The following is a 21,917-nucleotide window of genomic DNA, read 5'->3' as shown; positions in this document are numbered from 1 at the left end:
TCAGGCGGCCACCGCTTCGACGCCACGGACGTGGCCCGCGGTCAGTTGCGCCACGACGATATCGTTGAACGACCATGTCGGGTTTGCCTCGGCAAGCATCCCGATCTTCATCCAGAACTCGGCCTGCGCATTGATCGACCGGCACATGACACCACTGGCCCGGCGCGCCTCCTCATGCAGCGCGTCGTCAATCTTCACGATTCCCATATTCACCTTCCAGGCCTAGCGACGCTACGGACCGTATATGTTTCATATACTACTTGGTCAATATCGAGGAGGAAGCCGGTTGCAACAGGTCTCAAACGCCCGGATTGCCGAGGCCACGCGCGCAATCGCCGCGGACCGCAGCGCATTCCGCCCAATAGTTACAACGACGATCTTCCACTGATTTTGTATCAAATAACCAAGTATTGCCGCGTCTCCCCACCGCCCCCAGCATTGTCGATAGTTCGCGATCAGGATAAGATAACGACATAAAATAGTGAGGGGGGGGGGATGAAATGCGTGGACTCTTTCTTGGCATCATCGCGTCTGTTCTCGCATCGACACCGGGAGTCGAGGCGCAACAAGGCCCTCCAGCGCAGTCAGCCGGACCAAACGACAGCGGTCCGGGGAATTCAACCGCCAGCAGACCTTCCGTGATTTCCAGGCCGGCGTCACCGACTCCAATCGCCTGACGATGCGGCCTGTCCCGGTGCGGCCAAAGGAGATCGTGCAGGGGCTTGAAGTCCACGACGCAAAGGGCCTTGTCGTCGGCACGGTCGAGACCGTCGGCAAAGACTTTGCGGTCGTGACGAGCGCGATCGGTAGCGTCGAGGTGGATTTCCCGTCCTTTGCAAAGAACAAGAACGGGCTTTTGATCAATCTGCCCAAGAGCAAGCTCGACGGTATGATGGCGCACGCTCATCCCGCATCGTGAGGCACCGACAGGCTCGGACGCGATCCCGGGACGGTCTACGGTCTCGGTCTAAGCGCGCACCCGGCAACCCGTCCAAATAGTTCACTACGGCGATAACGGCCCGTTGGCCCGCATAGAAGACAAGTCTGCTCTTTACGGCGTAATGTTTGATCCCGATTGCCAAGGCTGCAACCCTGCTAAAGAGTCCATTCAACCAGCACCTACTACCGAAGCACTCAGATTCCTGCAGTTCTTGGCCTAATGCGAAATCCGTGAGCTTCGCATCACGAGTGGCGAAAGGGACACTTGGGCAGTTGACTGTCAAACAGATAACCTGTCGATAGAGGCTGCCAAATGTCGGGAGAATAGCCGTGCCGAGCGATATAGGAGCTCTTAGCCTCGCGGCGTTGCTCGTCGCCTCGTCACCAGCTCAATCAACGGGTTGGCAACTCCAGCCGCAGGTGAGCGGCCATGGTCCTGTCCTGACGTTAAATGCGGGAGATCCTGTCTCCTACAGGTTCGAATGCACCCCCAACGACGTGATCGTGACGGAGACTGGCGTAACAAAGCTGATTAGCTTGAAGACAGGCCAGCCGATCGGGGACGACGCTCAGGCTGTGATGCCAAGTGGCGCGGCCATGATGGCTCTGTTCGGCGTCAAGGGTGATCCGCAGCTTATCCCGGCCGAAGCCGTCAAGAATGTCGCCAATGGTTGGGACCTCACCATTCGACTTCCCAAAAGCGATAAGCAGATCAGGGCAGTCGGCAAAGCGGAAATGATGTCGCTGTTTACCACCGGCTATACGATGGCCGTCGTGATGGACGGCGCGGCGCGTGCCAAGTGGAATGACTTCATGCGGCGCTGTCAAACCCCGAATTAGCGAACCTAGGAACGTCCATAGGTAGACGACAGCCGACCCGCTGCTTTGCACCTCTGCCTTGATGCAAAACTTTTGATTTTTGCACCAACGCCTGCCCGTGTTGGCATCATCGTGATGAACGGATGCCTGCGTTCGAGACTGCGAGCTGCCACTGGAACGTCCGCTACTAGGCGGAAACCGTCACGCCAGCGATACCTCCGACCATCATCCCAAGCCCCATGCGTCGCCGGTCAGCTGGCGGCGGGCAGCCGCAACCGGACCATCAGGCCGCCCAGGTCCTCGCTCTCCTCGAGCCCGACCGTCCCCTCGTAGATCTCGGCGACGTCGCGGACGATCGCCATGCCGAGACCGGTCCCCGGCTTCCCGGTATCCAGCCGGACGCCGCGGTCGAAGATGCGCACACGCTGTTCCTCAGGGATGCCCAGCCCGTCGTCCTCGATCAGGAACTCAACGAACCCCGCCTGTGCGCCGACCGTCACGAACACGCTCCCGCCACCATATTTCGCGGCGTTCTCGATCAGGTTGCCGAGCATCTCGTCGAGATCCTGGCGTTCGACATGCACCTTAAGCGACTTGTCGCCGGTGATGTCGATCCGGACGTGGCGATAGAGACGCGCGACCGCGCGCTCGACCGATTCGAGGCTCGGCCAGACGTCGGCGCGACTGTGCGCCGATCCCCGGCGACCGACGGCGCGCGCGCGCGCGAGATGATGGTCGACCTGGCGCCGCATCGTCCGCGCTTCGCGGATCACGGTATCCGCCAGGTCGTCCGACTGCGCGGTCGCGGCGTTCATGATCACCGTCAGCGGCGTCTTGAGCGCATGCGCGAGATTGCCCGCGTGGCGCCGCGCTTCCTCCGCCTGCCGCTCGTTATGCTCGATCAGCGCGTTGAGCTCCTCGACCATCGGCGCGACCTCGATCGGCATCGCGCTCGACACGCGGTTCGACTGGCCCGCGCGCATCCGCGCAATCTCCTCGCGGACGCGGCGCAGCGGCCACAGCCCATAGAAGGTCTGCAACGCCGCGAGCACGATCAGCCCGACCGCGAGCAACGCGAAACTGCGCACCAGCGTCCGCCGCAGCGTCGTGATCTGCGCATCGAGCCCGTCGCGCGCCTGCGCGACCTGGAAGCGCCAATGGATCTTCGACCCGGGCAGCACGACGTCGCGCTCGACGATGCGCAGCGATTCGTCGCGGAACTGCTTGCTATCGTAGGTGTGCACGTTGCGGTCGTCGTGCGCGGACCCGAACGCCAGCCGCCGATCCCAGAGCGAGCGCGACGGGAAATCCTCGCGCCCCGCGCCCGAGACCTGCCAGTAGAGCCCCGAGCCGGGTTCGAGGAAGCGCTGATCCGCCGCGGCGTCGCGCGTGAAGATCACCTCGCCCTCCGGCCCGATCTCCGACGAGCTCAGCAGCGAGCGCAGGACATATTCGAGCTGGTCGTCGAAATTGCGCGTCACCGCGGTCGCCAGCACGCGGTCGAGCGCATAGCCGCCCGCGCTCAACAGCACGGTGATCCAGATCGCCGCGATCAGGATCATCCGCCGCGACAGCGATCCCTTCGCGCGCGCCTGGACGTGCAACGGCAGGTCGACCGCGACGGCGGGCGTATCGGTCACGCGCGGGGTCCCGTCGGCATCGCGCAGATCAGGCGTCGGGGTCTTCGAGGCTGTAGCCGAGACCGCGGATCGTCGTGATCACGTCCTGACCCAGCTTCTTGCGGATCCGCGTCACGAACACCTCGATCGTGTTCGAATCGCGGTCGAAATCCTGGTCGTAGATATGTTCGATCAGCTCGGTGCGGCTGACGACCTTGCCCTTGTGGTGGAGCAGATAGCTCAGCAGCTTGTATTCCTGCGCGGTCAGCTTCACCGGCTCGCCCGCGCGCGTGACCTTGCCGCTGCGCGTGTCGAGGCGGATGTCGCCCGCGGTCAGCTCGGACGAGGCGTTGCCGCTCGCGCGACGGATCAGCGCGCGCAGGCGGGCGATCAGTTCCTCGCTCTGGAACGGCTTGGCGACATAGTCGTCGGCGCCCGCATCGAGCCCGGCGACCTTGTCCGACCAGCTGTCGCGCGCGGTCAGCACCAGCACGGGCATCACCTTGCCCTCTTTCCGCCAGCGATCGAGCACGGTCAGCCCGTCGATCTCGGGCAGGCCGAGATCGAGCACGACCGCATCGTAATTCTCGGTCGACCCGAGGAAATGCCCTTCCTCGCCATCGACCGCCAGATCGATCGCGTAACCGGCGCCTTCGAGGGTGTTCTTGAGCTGAGCCCCGAGATTCGGCTCGTCCTCGACGATCAGAACGCGCATGATAATCCTCTCGCTTGAAATGCTCGCGACCGACGCGACGCCGGTCGACTCCTCATCGATCCGTACGACCGACGATCTGGCCGGTGCGACCATCGACATCGACCCAGATCACGGTTCCATCGCGCAGGAACTTGAGCGTGTAAATGGCGCTGCCGGAATCATAGTCGACACCGATATACTGCGCGCCCCGCATCGTCGGGATCACCCGCGCCTCGATTTCGCGCAGCGGCAGCGACCGTCCGGTCTTGCGCGCTTCGAACGCGGACCGCTGGTCGCCGCGCCGCTGATCGGGCGCCTGCGCCGTGGCGACACCCGCGATCATCGGCATCGTCATCGGAAAGGCGGCAAGGGTTGCAAGAAACAACAGCATCTTCATTGGCGTGGCATAGCCATCCGGCATTGAACAGCCTGTGAATGGCGGTGCGCGGCACGACGATGGCACAGTGTAACTTGCCTGCATCACTCGGCCCCCCTACGTGGCGCGGACATGGCAGCACCAATCTTAGCATTCGAAGACCTCGGCCTCGTCCAGGGGTCGGGGTGGCTCTTTCGCAACCTCGACATCCATATCGGCCCGCGCGACCGGCTCGCGCTGATCGGTCGCAACGGCGCGGGCAAGACCACGCTACTGAAGCTGCTGGGCGGGAGCGTCATCGCCGACGAGGGCCGCCGGACGATCGTCCCCGGCACGCGCGTCGTGATCCTCGAGCAGGAACCCGATCTGCGCGGCTTCGCGACGTTGCGCGACTATGTGATGGCGGGCGACGATGCGCCCGTCAGCTACGAGGCCGATTCGATCGCGGACCAGCTCGGCATCGACCTGTCGCGCGAGGCGGGCTCGGCGTCGGGGGCGAGCGTCGCCGCGCGGCGATCGTCCGTGCGCTCGCGCAGGACCCGGACGTGCTGCTGCTCGACGAGCCCACCAACCATCTCGACATCGGCGCGATCGAATGGATCGAGGACTGGCTCAAGCGTTTCCGCGGCGCGTTCGTCGTGATCAGCCATGACCGTACCTTCCTGACGCGCCTTACCAAGCAGACCTTGTGGCTCGACCGCGGCGCGATCCGGCGTGCGGAGATCGGTTTCGGCGGGTTCGAGGCGTGGACCGAACAGGTGTACGCCGAGGAACAGCGCCAGGCCGAGAAGCTCGATGCGCGGCTGAAACTGGAGGAGCACTGGCTGCTCCGCGGCGTCACCGGGCGGCGCAAGCGCAACCAGGGCCGCCTGACCAAGCTGCACGAGATGCGCGCCGAACGCGCCTCGATGATCGGGCCGCAGGGCTCGGCGAACCTGACCACCAGCAGCGACGACACCAAGTCGAAGGTCGTGATCGACGCGAAGAACGTCACCAAGTCCTATGGTGACCGCACGATCATCGGCGACCTGACGCTGCGCGTGACGCGCGGCGACCGGATCGGCATCGTCGGCCGCAACGGCGCGGGCAAGTCGACGCTCCTCAAGCTGCTCACCGGCGAGATCGAGCCCGACAGCGGCACGATCAAGCTGGCCAAGACGCTCGACGCGGTCGTGATCGACCAGCAACGCAGCCTGATGGCGCCCGAGAAGACGGTGCGCGAAGTCGTCGTCGACGGTGGCGAATGGATCGACGTGCTTGGCGTGCGCAAGCATATCCACGGGTATCTCAAGGACTTCCTGTTCGACCCCAACATGGTCGACGCGAAGATCGGCTCGTTGTCGGGTGGCGAGCGGTCCCGCCTGCTGCTCGCGCGCGAGTTCGCCAAGCCGTCGAACCTGCTGGTGCTCGACGAGCCGACCAACGATCTCGACCTCGAGACGCTCGACCTGTTGCAGGAGGTGATCGGCGACTATGACGGCACCGTCCTGATCGTCAGCCATGATCGCGACTTCCTCGACCGGACCGTGACGATCACGCTCGGGCTCGACGGTTCGGGGACGGTCGACGTCGTCGCGGGGGGTATGAGGATTGGGAAAAGCGCCTCGCCTCGACCACGACGGGCAAGCGCGCGTCGAAGAAGGTCGCCGCGACCGCGCCGCCGGCCCCCGCACCGCGCGCCAAGCTGACCTACAAGGACCAGCGCGACTATGAGCTGCTCCCAAAGCGGATCGAGGCGCTCGACGCGCAGATCGCCGCCGATGCGACGAGGCTTGCCGCACCCGATCTGTACATGCGCGATCATGCGACGTTCACGCGCCTGACCGCGGCGATCGAGGCGGCGCGGGCGGAGAAGGAGGCGGCCGAACTGCGCTGGCTGACGCTCGCCGAACTGGCAGAAGGGTAAGCTCGCCTTCCGCGCTTTTTTCCTATAGGGAACCAGAACGGCATTGCGGCGTTGCAGCATACCGTAGTTGTAAGTCTTGGAGATTTCTATGAACCTTAAGAACCTGACCGGTGGCGCCCTCGCGCTTGCCATGATGTCGACCTCGGTTGCTGCCGTTGCAGCACCTGCCAACCCTGCTTCGAGCCTGTCGGTTTCGAACGCACGCGTCGGCACGGCGACGTCGAAGAAGAGCGAGCTCGCTGGTGGCGGCATCATCGCAGCGCTGATCGGCGCAGGCGTTGTTGCGATCGGCGTCATCGCCATCGTCAAGGACGACGACAACTCGGACAGCAACTAAGCTGTTTGCGGGACCGGGGCCTGGCCCCGGTCCCAACTTTTCCTGTCTCGATACCGCCTATCGCAAGGCGCGCCCGGCGCGCCCGGCTAGATCGACGACATATTGCCACGCGACGCGCCCCGAGCGGCTGCCCCTGCGCGTGGCCCAGTTCACCGCCTCCGCGGGATCATAGGCAAGCGCGTGACGCTGTGCATAGCCGGCGACGATCGCCAGATACCCGTCCTGATCGAGCGCGTGGAAGCCGAGGCTGAGCCCGAACCGATCCGCCAGCGCCAGATGATCGTCGACCGCATCGCGCGGATTGATCGCGCTTTCCTGCTCGGCGATGTCGCGCGGCGCCAAGTGCCGGCGGTTCGCGGTCACGACCAGCCGGACGCTATCCGGGCGCGGCTCTGACCCGCCCTCGAGCATCGATCGCAGCGTGCGTGCCTCGCCCGGCGCCTCGAACCCCAGATCGTCGACGAAGACGACGAACGGACGTGCCACCCCTGCGAGTCGCACGAACAGATCGGGGAGCGTCCGCACGTCGAACACCTCGACGATCGCAAGACCCGCACCGGCGGGCAGCCCGGCATCCGCATCCGCCTGCACCGCCGCCACCGCGCTCTTGACGAGCGCCGACTTGCCCGTCCCACGCGCGCCCCACAGCAGCACGTCATGCGCCGCATGCCCGCGCGCCAGTCGCCCCAGCGTCTCGAGCAATGCTGCCTTCTGCCGGTCGATCCCGACCAGCAGGTCGAGCGGCACCGGCGCAAAGCCGCGCGCGATGTCGAGCACGCCCTCACGCCAGACATAGGCCGGGTGCGCGCACAGATCGACCATCGGAGGAGGTGGCGGGGACAGCCGCTCGAGAGCAGCCGCGATACGGTCGAGGGGATCGGTCATCGCGCGGTAGTGACGACGCGCGCCGGATCACACAAGCGTCAGCGCAGTTCCGCCAGATGGGAGGCGATCACCCCGTCGCCAGGCGCGAGCCTTGCCGCCTTCTCGAGAAGCTGCCGCGCGCCGTCGTGCGCCGTCGGGCCCGCCTCGACATCCGCTGCCAGCGCGATGCCATAGGCATCCACCACCGCCGCATTCATCGGCGCGAGCGCATAGGCGGCGCGTGCATAGCGCAGCGCGACCGCATCCGCCCCCCGCCATCCTCGCCATCCTCGCCTTCACGCACCGCCACCGCGCCATAGGCACGCGACAGATCCGCCAGCAGCAGCGCATCGCGGTTGCCGAGCTGGTGCCGAACGCCTTCGAGCGTCTCGATCGCCGCCGCCGCCTGCCCCGCCCCGAGCTGCAGCCGGCCGAGGATCTGCCGCGCGGCAACGCTCTGCGGGTTCTGCGACAGATAAAGCGCCAGCGCGGTCGCGGCCTGCTCGGCCTGTCCGGCCCGCCCGAGCGCATCGACCAGCCGCAGCATCACCGGCTCGTCGAACCGCAGGTTGGCCGCCCGCGCATAGACCGGTGCCGCCTCACGGTAACGCCCCGCCACGCTCAACGCGTCCCCGAGCGCGAGCAGCGCGGCGGGCGCCCCCGGACTTGCAGCGGCCAGCGTCCGCGCGCGGGCAATCGCACCGGCATGATCGCCCGCCTGCGCACGACCGCGTATCGCTGCGAGCATCAGACTGGGCACGTCGGGGGTACGCGCGACATCGGCCTCGAGCGTGCCGATCTGGTCGTCGATCCAGAACGGCTCGGACGCACCCGTCGCGGCGCGGCCGGCGCGGTCGAGATACGCCGCCACCGCCGCCGCATCGTCGGGGGTCTCGGCGACGGCGCCAAGCGCGCGCGCGAGCAGCGTCAGCGCATAGCTGTCCGCATCGGCGCGCGCACCGATCGGTTGGAGCATGTCGAGCGCCGCGCGCGGATCCCCCGACCGGAGCAATGCCGCGCCGAGCAGCCGGCGGACGCCGACGTTCAGCGGCTGCTGCCGTGCCAGGCCGCGCCACATCGCGCTCGCCTGTTCGAACTTGCCCTCGGCATAGTCGAGCGACCCGCTGAGCAGGATCGCACCGGGCAGGCCGTCGATCGCGCCGCCGGTCTTCTGCAGCAGCGACCGCGCGAGCTCGATCCGCCCGGCGCGCGCGGCGAGCACCGCCTGCAGGTACAGCGCCTGCGGACTTCCCGGCCGCGCCAGCTGGGCGCGCCGCGTCGCCGCGAGCATCTCGGCATAGCGCCCGGCATCGCCCAGCGTCGCCGCATATTCGATCAGCGCGGGGTGATAATAGGCATCGGTCGCCAACGCGCGCTCGAACCACGGCAACGCCGCGATCAGGCCGTACCGCAACCGTACCACCTCGCCCTGCATCGTCAGCGCGGCGGGCTCGCGTGGCAGCAACGCCACCGCCTGCGCCGCCGCGGCGGCCGCACTCCCGACGTCCCCTGCATTGAGCGCCAGCCGGCCGAGCGCCGTCCAGCCCGCACCATCGCGGGGCTGTTCTTCGACCTGCCGCCGCAGGATCGCCCGCGCCGCCATGCTATCACCCTGCGCCGCCATCGCCTGCGCGCGAACGCGTTGTGCCTCAGCGGCGTAGCGCGGCCCGGCCTGGTCGGCCGCGTCGATCGCGCCGGCGGGATCCCCCTGGAGGAGTCGCGCCTGCGCCTGCAGATGATAGAGCCGCTCCGCCGCGACCCCGGTGTCGCGGGCGCGCACGAGTTCGGCCTCCGCCGCCAGACCGTCGCCAAGCTCGAGGTCGGCGCGTGCAAGCACGGCGTGTGCGATGCCCATCGCGGGTGCGGCGCCGATCGCGGCCTGCGCATTGCGCCGCGCCGCGCTGTAATTGCCCGCGGCCAGCGTCATGCGCGCGTCGGCGAGCGCCGTTCGCGCATCCACTTTGGGGCTCCGCGTCGCCAGAACCGCAACGCCCGCGACGACCACGAGCGCGAGCAGCGCGATCGCCAGCAACCGCAGCCGCATCGGCGTGAAGACGCGCGTCCACCGGACGACGCGCTTCCGCCGGAGCAGGGGATACGGCGTGTCAGCCATGCAGGTCATAGCTTTTGAGCAGATCGTACAGCGTCGGCCGACTGATCCCCAGCATCCGCGCCGCGCCCGAGATGTTGCCCTCGGCACGCGCCAGCGCACGGCGGATCGCCTTGCGGTCGGCGACCTCGCGCGCCGCGCGCAGGTTCAGCGCGTCCGCGTCGTCGGCGGTGCCGTCGAGATCGAGATCGGCCGCGGTGATCAGCTTGCCGTCCGCCATGATCACCGCGCGCTTGATCCGGTTTTCGAGCTCGCGGACGTTGCCGGGCCAGCCCCAGCCGTCGATCGCGGCGCGCGCATCGGCGGCGAGGCCGGTCACCCCGGCGTTCATCGCCTTGGCATGTTTGAGGATGAAGTGACGCGCCAGCACGCCTGCATCGCCGCTGCGTTCGGCGAGCGTCGGGATCCGGACGACGATCTCGGCGAGCCGGTAATAGAGATCCTCGCGAAACCGCCCCGCCGCGACCATCGCGTCGACATTCTGATGCGTCGCGCAGACGATCCGCGTGTCGACCGCGATCGCCTTGCGCCCGCCGACGCGCTCGATCACCCGTTCCTGCAGGAAGCGCAGCAGCTTGACCTGCAACGCGAGCGGAACGTCGCCGATCTCGTCGAGGAACAGCGTGCCCCCCGCGGCCTGTTCGATCTTCCCCTCGGTCGTCTTGATCGCGCCCGTGAACGCGCCCTTTTCATGCCCGAACAGCTCGCTTTCGAGCAGCGTCTCGGGAATCGCGGCGCAGTTGATCGCGACGAACCGGCCCTGCGCGCGCGGCGATGCATCGTGCAGCCCGCGCGCGAGCAGTTCCTTGCCCGTCCCGCTCGCGCCGAGCAGCATCACCGAGACGTCGGCGGGGGCGACCCGCTCCAGCAACCGCGTCACCGCCGCCATTTCGGGCGACGCCGCGATCAGGCCGCCAAAGCCCGCATTGGCGTTGCGCGCCGCGAGCCGCCGGTTTTCCGCTTCGAGCGCATGGACGTGGAACGCGCGCGCGACGATCAGTCCCAGCGCATCGATATCGATCGGCTTGGCATAGAAATCCCAGGCGCCGTCGGCGATCGCGGTCAGCGCGCTTTGCCGGGCACCGTGCCCCGATGCGACGATGACCTTGGTATCGGGTTTGAGCGCGAGGATTTCGCGCAGCGTCGCAAAGCCTTCGGTCACGCCGTCGGGATCGGGTGGCAGGCCGAGGTCGAGGGTGACGACCGCGGGCTCATGCGCGCGGACCGCGTCGATCGCCTGCGCACGGTCGCTCGCAACGACGATCTCATAGCCGTCATAGACCCAGCGCAGCTGGCGCTGCAGTCCGATATCGTCCTCGACGATCAGCAAGACCGGCCGCGCCCCGCCCGAAGACCCGTCGCCGCTCATGCCGCTACCTCCATCACGTCCGCGATCGGCAGGCGGATGCGGAACCGCGTCCCCTCTCCCTCATGGCTGTTCACCTCCAGCGTTCCGCGCATCTCGCGCACGAGTTGCAGCGCCTCGCAAGCCCCGATCCCGAACCCCGTCGGCTTGGACGAGACGAACGGCTTGAACAGCTGGTCGCGGACGAACCCCGCGCTCATCCCGCATCCATGATCGACGACGTCGACGACGACCGAGCGCCCGGCGGTCTCGACCGACAGCAGGACCGCGTCCCCCGCCGCACTCGCCTCGATCGCGTTCTGGACGAGATGCCCGAGCACCTGTTCGAGCCGCCCCGCCTGCGCGGTCGCGAACGTCGCCGCCGATACCCGAGTCGTGACGGGGTGCAGCAGCCGGTGCGTTGCCGCGACGCGTTCGATCAGCGCGCCGACCTCGATCGGCTGTACCGGTTCGTCGCGCGTGACATGATGCTGCGACAGGCGCGCGAGCAGGATGTTCATGCGGTCCGCCGATTCCTTCAGCGTCGCGATCATGTCGACGCGGAATTCCGGGTTGTCGGCATGGCGTTCGGCGTTGCGCGCGACGAGGCTCAGCTGGCTGACGAGATTCTTGATGTCGTGGAGGATGAACGCGAAGCGGCGGTTGAATTCGTCGAAACGCTGCGCATCGGCGAGTGCGCTGTGCGCGCGATCCTCCGCGAGGTAGCTCGCGGCCTGGCGGCCCGCGACGCGCAACAGGTCGAAATCCTCCCAGTCGAGCGAGCGGTCGACGGGCGGCCGCGCGAGCACGATCGCCCCGACCATCGCACCGCCGTGGACCAGCGGGACGATCGCCCACGCCTCGCGACACGCGAGCAGCCAGCCGGGAATGCGCGACCGCGTCTCGTCGGGGGCGCTGCCGTTGCGGACCGAATCGAGTTCGACGATGTGCGCGCGTTCGTGCAGGTGCAGCGCGACTACGGCATCGGGATCGGCGTCATGCCCCCCATGTGCCCAGTTCCAGCCGGTCGCCGTGCGCAGCGCGCCGTCGCGATCGCCATCGGCCACCAGCAACAGCCCCGCAGGCGATGCGGTGATGTCGGCGACCGCCTTGATGACGCGGCATTCCAGCGTCTCGGCGGTCCGGCCCGGCGATCCGAGCGTATCGGTAAAACGCTGCCACTCGGCGCGGTAGTCGTAGCGATGCCGGAACAGGTGCTTGGCGACCGTCACCTGCGTCCACGCGCGCAGCCACGGCGTCGCCAGCAGCGTCAGCAGCGCGGCGGTCGATCCGCAGATGATCGCGGTCTGGACGAGGCGCGCATAGGGCCCGGCATAGCTGTCCGCGACCTGAGTCGCGACCAGCGTCATCCCGCCATAGAGGATCAGCGCGATCGCGCCGAGCGAGCGGGTCGCAATCGGCCGCGACAGCGCCAGCGGTGCATCGCCGCTGCGATTGACCGCAACGAGCAGCGCCAACGCCACTCCGATCATCACCAGGCCCCGTGTCAGCATCACGGCACCGGCCTGTGTCGTCCCTATCAAACTCACCCCGAACGTCACGAGATCGACCGTCCACAGCACCCCCAGCGCGAGCAGGACGAGGCGTATCCGCCCCGCGCCCGCAGCGGCGGCGGCATGCGCCTGATAGAGGTGGTTGACGAGGACGAGCGCGCTGACCGCGACCATCATTCCGAAGACCAGCCGCGCGCTGTCGAGCGCGGCGAGCGCGCTGTCGGGCATCGGCACCAGCGCGACGACGGCCATCCCCGCGGCGATCACGGCGGTTGCGATGACAGCGACATACACCGCGCTCAGCGCGAGCGTGGCGGCCCGGTCGCGTCGCGCCAGCGCGAACATGAAGCCCAGCCATGCGATGTTGCGCGCGCTCTCGGCGATCCGCGTGCTGACGTCGCCCGCGCCGATCCCGGACACCGCGAGCGCGCATAACGCGCTCAACCCCAGCGCCGCGACGAACGCCGCGCGCGGCCAGGTCCCCGCCGGATGCCGCGCCTGCATGACCGCCAACAGCCCGAACAACAGCCCCGCAAACGCGTGGCTCCACAATATCCCCGCCGCCATCATCACCGCGCCCCGCCCGGCCAAATCACCACCCGAAGCGTCTGCAACAGGATCAGCATGTCGAGAAACGGCGAGTAGTTCTTGGCGTAGTAAAGGTCATATTCGAGCTTGTGCCGGGCATCCTCGATCGACGCGCCATAGGGATAGTTGATCTGCGCCCAGCCGGTGATGCCCGGCTTCACCATGTGCCGCTCGGCATAATAGGGTAACTGCTCCTCGAGCTGGTCGACGAACTGCGGCCGTTCGGGGCGCGGGCCGACGAAACTCATCTCTCCGCGCAGCACGGTCCATGTCTGCGGCAGCTCGTCGATCCGCACCTTGCGGATCAGCCGGCCGATGCGCGTGATCCGCGGATCCTGCTCCGCCGCCCATACCGCTTCGCCCGCGACCTCCGCATCCTGCCGCATCGATCGAAGCTTGAGGATATCGAAATCCTGATTGTACAGCCCGACCCGCCGCTGCCTGTAGAAGGCTGGCCCGCGCGACTCCGCCTTGATCGCCAGCGCCGTCAGCAGGATCACCGGGAGCGTGATCGTGAGCAGGATCAGGCTGGCGACGATATCGAACGCCCGCTTGAACACGCTCGACAACATCCGCCCGCTCGCAAACCCGTCGGAGAAGATCAGCCAGGACGGGTTGACGCTGTTGAGATCGATCCGCCCGGTCTCGCGCTCGAGAAAGCTCGAAATCTCGCTGACCTGGACGCCGGTCGTCCGGACGCGCAACAGGTCCTTCAGCGGCAGCGCGTTACGCCGTTCCTCGAGCGCGAGCACGACTTCGCTCGCATTGTGATCGACGATGTGCGCCGAAAGATTGGGAATATCCTCACGGGGAATCGCGCGGTCGATCACTGCGCCGGGTTCGCCCATCGCGACGAACCCGGCCACGACGAAGTTGATGCCCGGCTGTTCGGAAAGTACCCGTATCCGCGCCGCCCGCTTACCCGCGCCCAGCACGATGATCCGCCGCTTGAACGTATCGCCGCCAAAGGCCCGCCCGAGCACGGCCCGTACCGTCACCAGCAGCACCGCTGCGATAACCGTCGCGTACAGGAGGTTCGACCGCCAGAACGTCAATGCCGGAACCAGGAAGAAGATGAGCGACAGGAAGATGACGCCCAGCGAGAACGCGACGGCAAGACGTGCCGCGGCGAACCGCAACGACAGGAACGACGCCACACCATAGGCGCCCACCGCAATCAGCGCGATCTGCAGCGAGGCGGCAAACGTCACCAGTTGTGCAATGCGCGTCGATATCGGTTCGACCTCCATCCCGATCTGCCGGGCGCGAACGACCCAGCCGATCTCGGCGGCGCAGATCAGGAGAATCGCGTCGACGAAGCCAAGCAGCAGGACCGCATAGGGGACGTAATGTTTGAAGAGCCTGACCATGGCTTGGCGCATCCCGACAGGGTGTCTGTAAACGCAACCGACACGTGGGCGTTCGTTTGACAGAATTTCACCAACAAACTCTGAATATGATCCGAAGCTGGCGGGCTTGACGATTGGCAGGGCCGGAATGGCCGTTATAGGTCATGGCCGATGGAGGATGCATGACGGTTCGAACGATTATTCCGGTGATTCTGTCAGGCGGCTCCGGAACACGGCTGTGGCCGATGTCGCGACCCGAGATGCCCAAGCAGATGCTTGCGCTTACCGCCGAAGAAAGCATGCTGCAACTGACCGCGGGCCGCGCCCGGGGCGAACGCTTCGCCGCGCCGATCGTCGTGGCGAATGCCGCGCATGCCGATCTGGTCGAGGAGCAGCTGAAGACCGCAGGTGCCGAGGCGCAGGCGCTGATCCTCGAACCGACGGGGCGCAACACCGCGCCGGCGATCGCGCTGGCGGCGATCGCCGCAGGCGAGACGGGTGCCGGCAGCGGCGATGCGCTGCTCGTCATGCCGTCCGATCACGTCATCGCCGACCTGCCCGCCTTCCACGCCGCGATCGCCGCGGCGTTGCCGATGGTCGCGCAGGGCTGGCTGGTGACGTTCGGCATCGCGCCCGACGCACCCGAGATCGGCTATGGCTGGATCCACGTCGGCGAGGAACTGGCCGCGGGCGTCCACCGCGTCGCGCGCTTCGTTGAGAAGCCACCGCTCGACAAGGCGCAGGCGATGCTCGCCTCGGGCGATCATGCCTGGAATGGCGGTATCTTCCTGTTCCGCGCCGACGCCTATCTCGCCGCGCTCGCGCAGCATGATCCCGGTATCCTGGTCGCGACGACCGATGCGATGAGGCTCGCCCGTCGCGAAGGCACGCGGATCTATCCGGATGCCGAGGCCTTCGCCGCGTCGCCCGATGACTCGATCGACTATGCCGTGATGGAAAAGGCCGATCGCGTCGCGGTGGTGCCGGTGGCGATGGGCTGGAACGACGTCGGCAGCTGGGACGCGCTGCACGCGATCAGCGAGCGTGACGAGCATGGCAATGCGCATCGCGGCGATGGCGATGGCAGCGTGCTGGCGATCGATACGAAGAACTGTCTGGTGCGCAGCGACGGGGTCAAGGTCGCGCTGGTCGGGGTCGAGGATTTGATCGTCGTGGCGAGCGGCAACGACGTGCTGATCATGCCGCGCGGTCGCAGCCAGGAAGTGAAGAAGCTGATCGCGGCGATGAAGGACCGCTGAGGCTTTTTCGCCAATAGGGAGAACGGACAAAGGGCCGGGGATCGCTCCCCGGCCCTTTTGCGTTGGGTGGTGTTTGGCTTGGAACCGAGCAGCGGCGAAGCCGCTGCTTTCGTCGGACGGGACTGGTGGCTTTCGCCGCCAGCCCGCCGGCCATTCTGATCCTGTGTCCGGGGCAGGTTGCCCTGCCCCGGTCCAAGATCAGAAGTCCATGCCGCCCATGCCGCCCATGCCGCCGCCGCCGCCCATGGGCATGGCGGGCTTGTCTTCGGCCATTTCGCTCACGGCCGCTTCGGTCGTGATCAGCAGGCCTGCGACCGATGCCGCGTTCTGCAGCGCGGTGCGGACGACCTTGGTCGGATCGATCACGCCGGCTTCCACCAGGTTCTCGTAGGTGTCGGTCGCGGCGTTGAAGCCGATGTTCGAGTCGTTGCCGTCGAGCAGCTTGCCCGAAACCACCGCACCGTCATGACCCGCATTCTGCGCGATCTGGCGAACCAGAGCCGTCAGCGACTTGCGGACGATGTCGATACCACGCGTCTGGTCTTCGTTCGCACCGGTCAGGCCGTCGAGGACCTTGGTCGCGTACAGCAGCGCCGTACCACCACCGGGGACGATGCCCTCTTCGACGGCTGCGCGGGTTGCGTGCAGCGCGTCGTCGACGCGATCCTTGCGCTCCTTAACTTCGACTTCCGACGAACCGCCGACCTTGATCACCGCAACGCCACCGGCGAGCTTGGCGAGACGCTCCTGGAGCTTCTCCTTGTCATAGTCGCTGGTCGTGTTCTCGATCTGCTGACGGATCGCTTCGGTGCGGCCCTTGATCGAGTCATGATCACCGGCACCGTCGACGATGACGGTGTTGTCCTTGTCGATCGTGACGCGCTTGGCGGTGCCGAGCATGCCGAGCGTGACGGTCTCGAGCTTGATGCCGAGGTCTTCCGAGATCATCTCGCCCTTGGTCAGGATCGCGATGTCCTCGAGCATCGCCTTGCGACGATCGCCGAAGCCCGGTGCCTTGACCGCTGCGACCTTCAGGCCGCCGCGCAGCTTGTTGACGACGAGCGTGGCGAGCGCCTCACCCTCGATGTCCTCGGCGATGATCAGGAGCGGACGACCCGACTGAACGACGGCTTCCAGGATCGGGAGCATCGCCTGCAGGTTCGACAGCTTCTTCTCGTGGATCAGGATGTAGGGATCCTGAAGCTCGACGGTCATCTTCTCGGGGTTGGTGATGAAGTAGGGCGAGAGATAGCCGCGGTCGAACTGCATGCCTTCGACGACGTCGAGCTCGAATTCGAGACCCTTGGCTTCCTCGACGGTGATCACGCCTTCCTTGCCGACCTTCTCCATGGCTTCGGCAATCTTCTCGCCGACTTCACGGTCGCCATTGGCCGAGATGATGCCGACCTGCGCCACTTCCTTCGAACCCGAAACCGGCTTCGAACGCGCCTTGACGTCCTCGACGACCTTGACGACGGCGAGATCGATGCCGCGCTTCAGATCCATCGGGTTCATGCCCGCTGCGACCGACTTCATGCCCTCGCGGACGATGGCCTGCGCCAGAACCGTCGCGGTGGTCGTGCCGTCACCGGCGATGTCGTTGGTCTTCGAGGCCACTTCGCGCAGCATCTGCGCGCCCATGTTCTCGAACTTGTCCTTGAGCTCGATTTCCTTGGCGACGGTGACGCCGTCCTTGGTGATGCGCGGTGCGCCGAAGCTCTTGTCGATGACGACGTTGCGGCCCTTGGGCCCCAGGGTCACCTTGACCGCGTCGGCGAGAATGTCGACGCCGCGGAGGATGCGCTCACGCGCGTCACGACCGAATTTTACGTCCTTGGAAGCCATGTCAGCTGCCCTTTCAGAATTTTTGCGTCACCCCAGCGGACGCTGGGGTCTTGCAGTAATTGGGAGACCCCAGCTTGCGCCGGGGCGACGGGAAGGTGGTTAGCCGACGATCCCGAGGATGTCCGATTCCTTCATGATGAGGAGGTCCTCACCGTTCACCTTGACCTCGGTGCCCGACCACTTGCCGAACAGGATCTTGTCGCCGGCCTTGACGTCGAGCGGCGTGATCGTGCCGTTCTCGGCGCGGGTGCCGGTGCCGATGGCGACGACTTCGCCTTCCTGCGGCTTTTCCTTGGCGGTGTCGGGGATGATGATGCCGCCAGCCGTCTTCTCTTCGGCTTCGAGGCGCTTCACCAGCACGCGGTCGTGCAACGGACGAAAGTTCATGGGATCCATGTCCTTTAGGTTTGTGACAGATTTCTGGCACTCGACGATATCGAGTGCCAACAGCCGTCATATGTGCCGCGTCCCCGGCATCGTCAACGGGCGTCCAATCGAAAATCGCGTCAATCGGTACAATCCGTGGGTCAGGCCGAGAGGAGCCCGAGCCGCTCGCGTCGCGACCAGCGCCACAGCAGCAGCACCGATACCACCGCAAGACCCGCGAACAGCCCCCACCACACCCCCTCGCCCGCAAGCGGCGTGCGGAAGCCGAGCAGGATCGCGGTGCCGAAGCCGATCACCCAATAGCCGAACAGCGCGATCAGCATCGGCGTCCGGGTGTCCTGCAGCCCGCGGAGCACGCCCGCCGCGACCGCCTGCGCGCCGTCGACGAGCTGGAATACCGCGGCAACGCCGAGGAACCGCAGCGCGAGCGCGACGACGACCGCGTTCTGCGGCAGGTCGGGATCGACATAGACGCCGATCATCAGCCGCGGCACCGCCCAGATCAGCAGCGCGCTGGCCGCCATGAAGCCGATCCCGACGACCAGCGCGACATTGCCCGCGCGGCCGATCCAGACGCGGTCCTGTGCGCCGTACGCCATGCCGACGCGGATCGTCGCCGCCTGCGCGACGCCGAACGGGACCTGGAACGCGACCGCGGCGATGTTGAGCGCGATCGCATGCGCCGCGACCTCCGCGACGCCGATCAGCCCCATCAGCAGCGCCGCGCCGCCGAACAGCGCGCCTTCGAAGATCCAGGTCAGCATGATCGGCGTGCCGAGCCGGACGATCTCGTGGAAGCGCGACCATTCGGTCCGCCACCAGCGACCGAACAGGTGGAAGCGCCGCAGCCGCCGGTCGGTCGTCAGGATCACGCCGTACGCGATCATCATCACGCCGAGGCTGGCGACGCTGGCGAGCGCCGACCCCTCCAGCCCGAGCGCGGGGAAGCCGAGATTGCCGAACACCAGCAGCCAGTTGCCCGCGATCCCGACGAGCAGCGACAGCCCGGTGACGAGAAACGCCCAGCCCGGCCGGCCGAGCGCCGCCGCCGCGGTGCGCATGACGCCCGCAAGCACGCCGGGCAGCAGCGCAAAGGCGATGATCGTCATGAACCGGCCGGCGCGGCGCGCGACCTCCGGGTCCTGGCCCGCGAGCCGCATCAGCGTTTCGCCCTGCGTGAGGATCAGGATGACGGGGAGCGAGCCGAGGATCCCGAGCCACAGCGCCATCCGCACGCTGCGCCGGACCTCACGCACCGCATGCGCGCGGCGGCCGAGTTCGGCGGCGATCAGCGGCGCCGCCGCGCTGGTCAGTCCGATCAGCGCGAACATCAGCAGGTTGAAGACGAACACGCCGAGCGTCGCAGCGGCAAGATCGACCGTGCCGAGCCGCGCGACGAAGATCACGTCGACCGCGGACACCGCCATCTGGATCAGGTTCGCCCCGACCAGCGGGCTGGCAAGCCGCAGCAGCGCGCGAAACTCGGCGCGGGCATCGGCGGGCGCCGGGCCGGTGGCGATGGGAACGGGTTCGATCACCCGCTCGCCCCTAGCGGGATTTGTGCAGGGAGGCACCCGCGATATGCCCTGTGCGCGACGCCGGGTGGACGACCCGTGGTGCCTGGTCGGGCCCGGGGGCCGGGGTCGGCCTGCTGGGCTCTGGATCCTGACTTTCGTCAGGATGACGGGGGTGGGTCAGGGATGTTGCGGTGAGGAGACGGGGGCGGGGTGGCGGCGGGCCGTGAGGGTCATGTCGGCCGGTGCGAGCGGTGTGCGGCGCGCGCTGAGGAGCGCTTCCGTCCCGCCCCTCCCCGTCATCCTGACGAAAGTCAGGATCCAGGGTTACACAGCGCTGCCCTGCTTGGCTCTGGGTCCTGACGTTCGTCAGGATGACGGTGGGGGGTGTCGGAATGACGGTGGCGCTTCCGGATGGCTGCGGTGGATCGCGCGCGAGGACCCGCGATCGGCTGGGCCCGGAATCGGATAAGCGTATTGCTCCCGCATGACACACACGGCTATCGTCGTGGCAAAACCGGCATCGCCGGCATCGGATCAACCGGCATGGCCGGTACGAGGAGACGCAGGTGAAGCTGGTACGCGGCGCATGGAAGCTGTTGGTCGGGATCAAGGACGCCCTCGTCCTGATCGCGATGCTGCTGTTCTTCGGTCTGGTCTTCGCGGCGCTCAACGCGCGGCCGGGGACCAAGGCGATCAAGGACGGCGCGCTGGTGCTCGACCTCGATGGCTCGATCGTCGAGCAGCCCGCGGAGCCCGCCGCGTTCGCGTCGCTGTCGGGACAGAACACGCCCAAGCAGTTCCGCCTGCGCGACGTCGTGCGCGCGATCGATACCGCGCGGACCGACAGCCGGGTCAAAGCGGTCGTGCTCGACCTCGACGGGTTCACCGGCGCCTATCCCGCCGCGCTGGGCGAGATCGGCGATGCGCTCGCGCGCGTCCGCGCCGCCAAGAAGCCCGTGCTCGCCTATGCCACCGCCTATACCGATGGCGGATACCGGCTGGCGGCGAATGCCAGCGAGATCTGGGTCAACCCGCTCGGCGGGACGCTCTTCATGGGGCCGGGCGGCAACCAGATCTTCTACAAGGGGCTGATCGACAAGCTCGGCGTCAACACGCACGTCTACCGCGTCGGGCGCTACAAATCGTTCGTCGAGCCCTATACGCGCACCAGCCAGAGCGACGACGCGCGTGCCGCGAGCCAGGCGCTGTACGGCACGCTGTTCGACCAGTGGCGCGAGGCGGTCGCCAAGTCGCGGCCCAAGGCGCAGATCGCGCAATTCGTCGCGCGTCCTGACGCCGCGGTGCTGGCAACCAACGGCGATATCGCGACCGCCAACCTGCGCGCGGGGATCGTCGACAAGCTCGGCGACCGGACCGCGTTCGGCAAACGCGTGGCCGAGATCGCCGGCGTCGAGACCGGCAAGCCGGTCGGCACCTATGCGAAGATCACGTACGACGCCTGGGTCCGCGCGAACCCGCTGCCGACGGGGGGCGATGCGATCGGCGTGCTGACCGTCGCGGGCAACATCGTCGACGGCGAGGGCGGCGCGGGCACCGCCGCGGGCAAGACGATCGAGAAGGCGATGCTCGACGGGCTGGCCAAGAAGAACCTCAAGGCGCTGGTCGTGCGCGTCGATCTCGCCGGGCGGGTCGGTGCTGGCGTCGGAGCAGATCCGGCTCGCGATCCTCGAAGCGAAGAAGAAGGGCCTGCCGGTCGTCGTCTCGATGGGCGGAATGGCGGCATCGGGGGGCTATTGGGTGTCGACCCCCGCGGACGCGATCTTCGCCGAGCCGGGCACGATCACCGGGTCGATCGGCATCTTCGGAATCATCCCGACGTTCGAGAATGCGCTCGCCAAGATCGGCATCACCACCGACGGCGTGAAGACGACGCCGCTGTCGGGGCAGCCCGATATCGTCGGCGGCACCACGCCGATGTTCGACACGCTGATCCAGGCGGGGATCGAGAATGGCTATCGCCAGTTCATCGCGCGCGTCGCGGCATCGCGCCATCTCAGCCCGGCACGCGTCGATGCGATCGCGCAGGGCCGCGTCTGGGATGGCGGCACTGCGCGCCAGATCGGTCTGGTCGACCGGTTCGGCACGCTGAAGGACGCGATCGACGAAGCGGCGAAGCGCGCCAAGCTCGACCCGGCCAAGGTGCATGCCGAATATCTTGAAAAGCCGCCCGGCTTCCTCGCGCGGCTCGCCAGCGACTTCGATGCCGGCGATGACGACACGACCACCGGCAGCGACGCGTTTGGCCGGATCGCGATCGAGCGTCGCCAGATGGTCGCGCGCGCGCTGGGCGACATGAAGCGGCTGGCGAGCGCGGGGTCGATCCAGGCGACCTGTCTCGAATGCGGCGGGATCGGCCCGAGCGCGGGCGATGTAAGCGACGCGCGGCTGCTCGACCTGCTGCTCGCGCGGATCGGGTTCTGACGCGTCG

At 67.1% G+C, this 21,917-nt stretch carries 19 protein-coding genes and 2 pseudogenes; 8 read left to right on the top strand and 13 right to left on the bottom strand.

Annotated features, from left to right (window positions below; translation table 11 throughout):
• A complete protein-coding gene (locus QP165_RS12820) occupies positions 1 to 207 on the bottom strand; it encodes a ParD-like family protein (RefSeq protein WP_333995940.1) in 207 nt (68 codons plus the stop codon).
• Positions 208 to 712: 505 nt separating this feature from the next.
• Here QP165_RS12820 and QP165_RS12815 point away from each other — a divergent pair.
• Complete coding sequence (locus QP165_RS12815; RefSeq protein WP_333995939.1) at positions 713 to 919, top strand: hypothetical protein; 207 nt, start codon at positions 713 to 715, stop codon at positions 917 to 919.
• A gap of 350 nt (positions 920 to 1,269) precedes the next feature.
• Positions 1,270 to 1,779 carry a hypothetical protein gene (locus QP165_RS12810; RefSeq protein ID WP_333995938.1) on the top strand — a complete coding sequence of 170 codons (510 nt, stop codon included), beginning with the start codon at positions 1,270 to 1,272 and terminating at the stop codon, positions 1,777 to 1,779.
• Positions 1,780 to 2,009: 230 nt separating this feature from the next.
• On the opposite strand, the gene QP165_RS12805 is transcribed toward QP165_RS12810, so the two are convergent.
• From QP165_RS12805 to QP165_RS12795, 3 genes are all read right to left on the bottom strand, one after another.
• Positions 2,010 to 3,320 (bottom strand): sensor histidine kinase, encoded by a 1,311-nt coding sequence (locus QP165_RS12805; protein WP_333997025.1) that lies wholly within the window; start codon positions 3,318 to 3,320, stop codon positions 2,010 to 2,012.
• A 106-nt stretch (positions 3,321 to 3,426) separates the two neighbouring features.
• Entirely contained in the window at positions 3,427 to 4,092 is a 666-nt protein-coding gene (locus QP165_RS12800) for a response regulator transcription factor (RefSeq protein ID WP_031393490.1), read from the bottom strand.
• Between the two features lie 52 nt (positions 4,093 to 4,144).
• Positions 4,145 to 4,492, bottom strand: coding sequence for a hypothetical protein (locus tag QP165_RS12795; protein WP_443019298.1), 348 nt, complete (start codon positions 4,490 to 4,492; stop codon positions 4,145 to 4,147).
• Between the two features lie 87 nt (positions 4,493 to 4,579).
• Here QP165_RS12795 and QP165_RS20075 point away from each other — a divergent pair.
• The 4 genes and pseudogenes from QP165_RS20075 to QP165_RS12785 form a co-directional block, all read left to right on the top strand.
• Positions 4,580 to 4,959, top strand: a pseudogene (locus tag QP165_RS20075) (ATP-binding cassette domain-containing protein); the annotation flags it as partial.
• Between the two features lie 33 nt (positions 4,960 to 4,992).
• On the top strand, positions 4,993 to 6,135 hold the full coding sequence (locus QP165_RS20070) for an ABC-F family ATP-binding cassette domain-containing protein (protein ID WP_443019372.1): 1,143 nt from the start codon (positions 4,993 to 4,995) through the stop codon (positions 6,133 to 6,135).
• A complete protein-coding gene (locus tag QP165_RS20065; RefSeq protein ID WP_443019371.1) occupies positions 6,132 to 6,353 on the top strand; it encodes an ABC transporter C-terminal domain-containing protein in 222 nt (73 codons plus the stop codon). Before QP165_RS20070 ends, QP165_RS20065 begins: the two co-directional genes overlap by 4 nt.
• A gap of 88 nt (positions 6,354 to 6,441) precedes the next feature.
• Positions 6,442 to 6,690 (top strand): hypothetical protein, encoded by a 249-nt coding sequence (locus tag QP165_RS12785; protein ID WP_333995937.1) that lies wholly within the window; start codon positions 6,442 to 6,444, stop codon positions 6,688 to 6,690.
• A 57-nt stretch (positions 6,691 to 6,747) separates the two neighbouring features.
• Here QP165_RS12785 and QP165_RS12780 read toward each other — a convergent pair whose 3' ends face one another.
• From QP165_RS12780 to QP165_RS12755, 6 genes are read right to left on the bottom strand one after another with little or no spacing between them, the layout of a single operon-like run.
• The gene (locus QP165_RS12780) at positions 6,748 to 7,575 is read right to left on the bottom strand and encodes an ATP-binding protein (RefSeq protein WP_333995936.1); all 828 of its coding nucleotides are present in this window, start codon (positions 7,573 to 7,575) and stop codon (positions 6,748 to 6,750) included.
• A gap of 38 nt (positions 7,576 to 7,613) precedes the next feature.
• Positions 7,614 to 7,772: a hypothetical protein gene (locus QP165_RS12775; protein WP_333995935.1), complete on the bottom strand. Its 159-nt coding sequence runs from the start codon at positions 7,770 to 7,772 to the stop codon at positions 7,614 to 7,616.
• Positions 7,769 to 9,667: a tetratricopeptide repeat protein gene (locus QP165_RS12770; RefSeq protein ID WP_333995934.1), complete on the bottom strand. Its 1,899-nt coding sequence runs from the start codon at positions 9,665 to 9,667 to the stop codon at positions 7,769 to 7,771. The genes QP165_RS12775 and QP165_RS12770 overlap by 4 nt, the downstream gene beginning before the upstream one ends.
• Entirely contained in the window at positions 9,660 to 11,033 is a 1,374-nt protein-coding gene (gene prsR / locus QP165_RS12765) for a PEP-CTERM-box response regulator transcription factor (protein WP_333995933.1), read from the bottom strand. Before prsR ends, QP165_RS12770 begins: the two co-directional genes overlap by 8 nt.
• Positions 11,030 to 13,114: an XrtA/PEP-CTERM system histidine kinase PrsK gene (gene prsK / locus QP165_RS12760; protein WP_333995932.1), complete on the bottom strand. Its 2,085-nt coding sequence runs from the start codon at positions 13,112 to 13,114 to the stop codon at positions 11,030 to 11,032. The genes prsR and prsK overlap by 4 nt, the downstream gene beginning before the upstream one ends.
• Positions 13,093 to 14,481: a TIGR03013 family XrtA/PEP-CTERM system glycosyltransferase gene (locus QP165_RS12755; protein WP_333995931.1), complete on the bottom strand. Its 1,389-nt coding sequence runs from the start codon at positions 14,479 to 14,481 to the stop codon at positions 13,093 to 13,095. Before QP165_RS12755 ends, prsK begins: the two co-directional genes overlap by 22 nt.
• A gap of 143 nt (positions 14,482 to 14,624) precedes the next feature.
• Between QP165_RS12755 and QP165_RS12750 the strand changes: the two genes are divergently transcribed.
• The gene (locus QP165_RS12750) at positions 14,625 to 15,719 is read left to right on the top strand and encodes a mannose-1-phosphate guanylyltransferase/mannose-6-phosphate isomerase (RefSeq protein WP_443019296.1); all 1,095 of its coding nucleotides are present in this window, start codon (positions 14,625 to 14,627) and stop codon (positions 15,717 to 15,719) included.
• A gap of 198 nt (positions 15,720 to 15,917) precedes the next feature.
• Here QP165_RS12750 and groL read toward each other — a convergent pair whose 3' ends face one another.
• The 3 genes from groL to QP165_RS12735 form a co-directional block, all read right to left on the bottom strand.
• Positions 15,918 to 17,564, bottom strand: coding sequence for a chaperonin GroEL (gene groL / locus QP165_RS12745; RefSeq protein ID WP_055873865.1), 1,647 nt, complete (start codon positions 17,562 to 17,564; stop codon positions 15,918 to 15,920).
• A gap of 99 nt (positions 17,565 to 17,663) precedes the next feature.
• Positions 17,664 to 17,951, bottom strand: coding sequence for a co-chaperone GroES (groES, locus tag QP165_RS12740; RefSeq protein WP_056022032.1), 288 nt, complete (start codon positions 17,949 to 17,951; stop codon positions 17,664 to 17,666).
• A gap of 140 nt (positions 17,952 to 18,091) precedes the next feature.
• The gene (locus QP165_RS12735; RefSeq protein WP_333995929.1) at positions 18,092 to 19,489 is read right to left on the bottom strand and encodes an MATE family efflux transporter; all 1,398 of its coding nucleotides are present in this window, start codon (positions 19,487 to 19,489) and stop codon (positions 18,092 to 18,094) included.
• A 545-nt stretch (positions 19,490 to 20,034) separates the two neighbouring features.
• On the opposite strand from QP165_RS12735, the pseudogene sppA reads away from it, so the two are divergent.
• Positions 20,035 to 21,910: pseudogene (gene sppA / locus QP165_RS12730) on the top strand (signal peptide peptidase SppA).
• Positions 21,911 to 21,917 lie beyond the last annotated feature (7 nt).

This window comes from Sphingomonas sp. 22R3R2A-7, from assembly GCF_036856055.1.
In the GTDB taxonomy this organism is placed as follows: Bacteria; Pseudomonadota; Alphaproteobacteria; order Sphingomonadales; family Sphingomonadaceae; genus Sphingomonas.
This window is presented reverse-complemented; position numbering and strand designations above follow the sequence as displayed.

Bases quoted from the DNA above. Each gene is read 5' to 3' on its own strand.
- QP165_RS12795 (WP_443019298.1), bottom strand. From the start codon at position 4,492: ATGCCGGATGGCTATGCCACGCCAATGAAGATGCTGTTGTTTCTTGCA.
- QP165_RS12800 (WP_031393490.1), bottom strand. From the start codon at position 4,092: ATGCGCGTTCTGATCGTCGAGGACGAGCCGAATCTCGGGGCTCAGCTC.
- QP165_RS12775 (WP_333995935.1), bottom strand. From the start codon at position 7,772: ATGAATGCGGCGGTGGTGGATGCCTATGGCATCGCGCTGGCAGCGGAT.
- QP165_RS12820 (WP_333995940.1), bottom strand. From the start codon at position 207: ATGGGAATCGTGAAGATTGACGACGCGCTGCATGAGGAGGCGCGCCGG.
- groL (WP_055873865.1), bottom strand. From the start codon at position 17,564: ATGGCTTCCAAGGACGTAAAATTCGGTCGTGACGCGCGTGAGCGCATC.
- groES (WP_056022032.1), bottom strand. From the start codon at position 17,951: ATGAACTTTCGTCCGTTGCACGACCGCGTGCTGGTGAAGCGCCTCGAA.
- prsR (WP_333995933.1), bottom strand. From the start codon at position 11,033: ATGAGCGGCGACGGGTCTTCGGGCGGGGCGCGGCCGGTCTTGCTGATC.
- QP165_RS12780 (WP_333995936.1), bottom strand. From the start codon at position 7,575: ATGACCGATCCCCTCGACCGTATCGCGGCTGCTCTCGAGCGGCTGTCC.
- QP165_RS12805 (WP_333997025.1), bottom strand. From the start codon at position 3,320: ATGATCCTGATCGCGGCGATCTGGATCACCGTGCTGTTGAGCGCGGGC.
- QP165_RS12750 (WP_443019296.1), top strand. From the start codon at position 14,625: ATGGCCGATGGAGGATGCATGACGGTTCGAACGATTATTCCGGTGATT.
- QP165_RS12785 (WP_333995937.1), top strand. From the start codon at position 6,442: ATGAACCTTAAGAACCTGACCGGTGGCGCCCTCGCGCTTGCCATGATG.
- QP165_RS12770 (WP_333995934.1), bottom strand. From the start codon at position 9,667: ATGGCTGACACGCCGTATCCCCTGCTCCGGCGGAAGCGCGTCGTCCGG.
- QP165_RS12755 (WP_333995931.1), bottom strand. From the start codon at position 14,481: ATGGTCAGGCTCTTCAAACATTACGTCCCCTATGCGGTCCTGCTGCTT.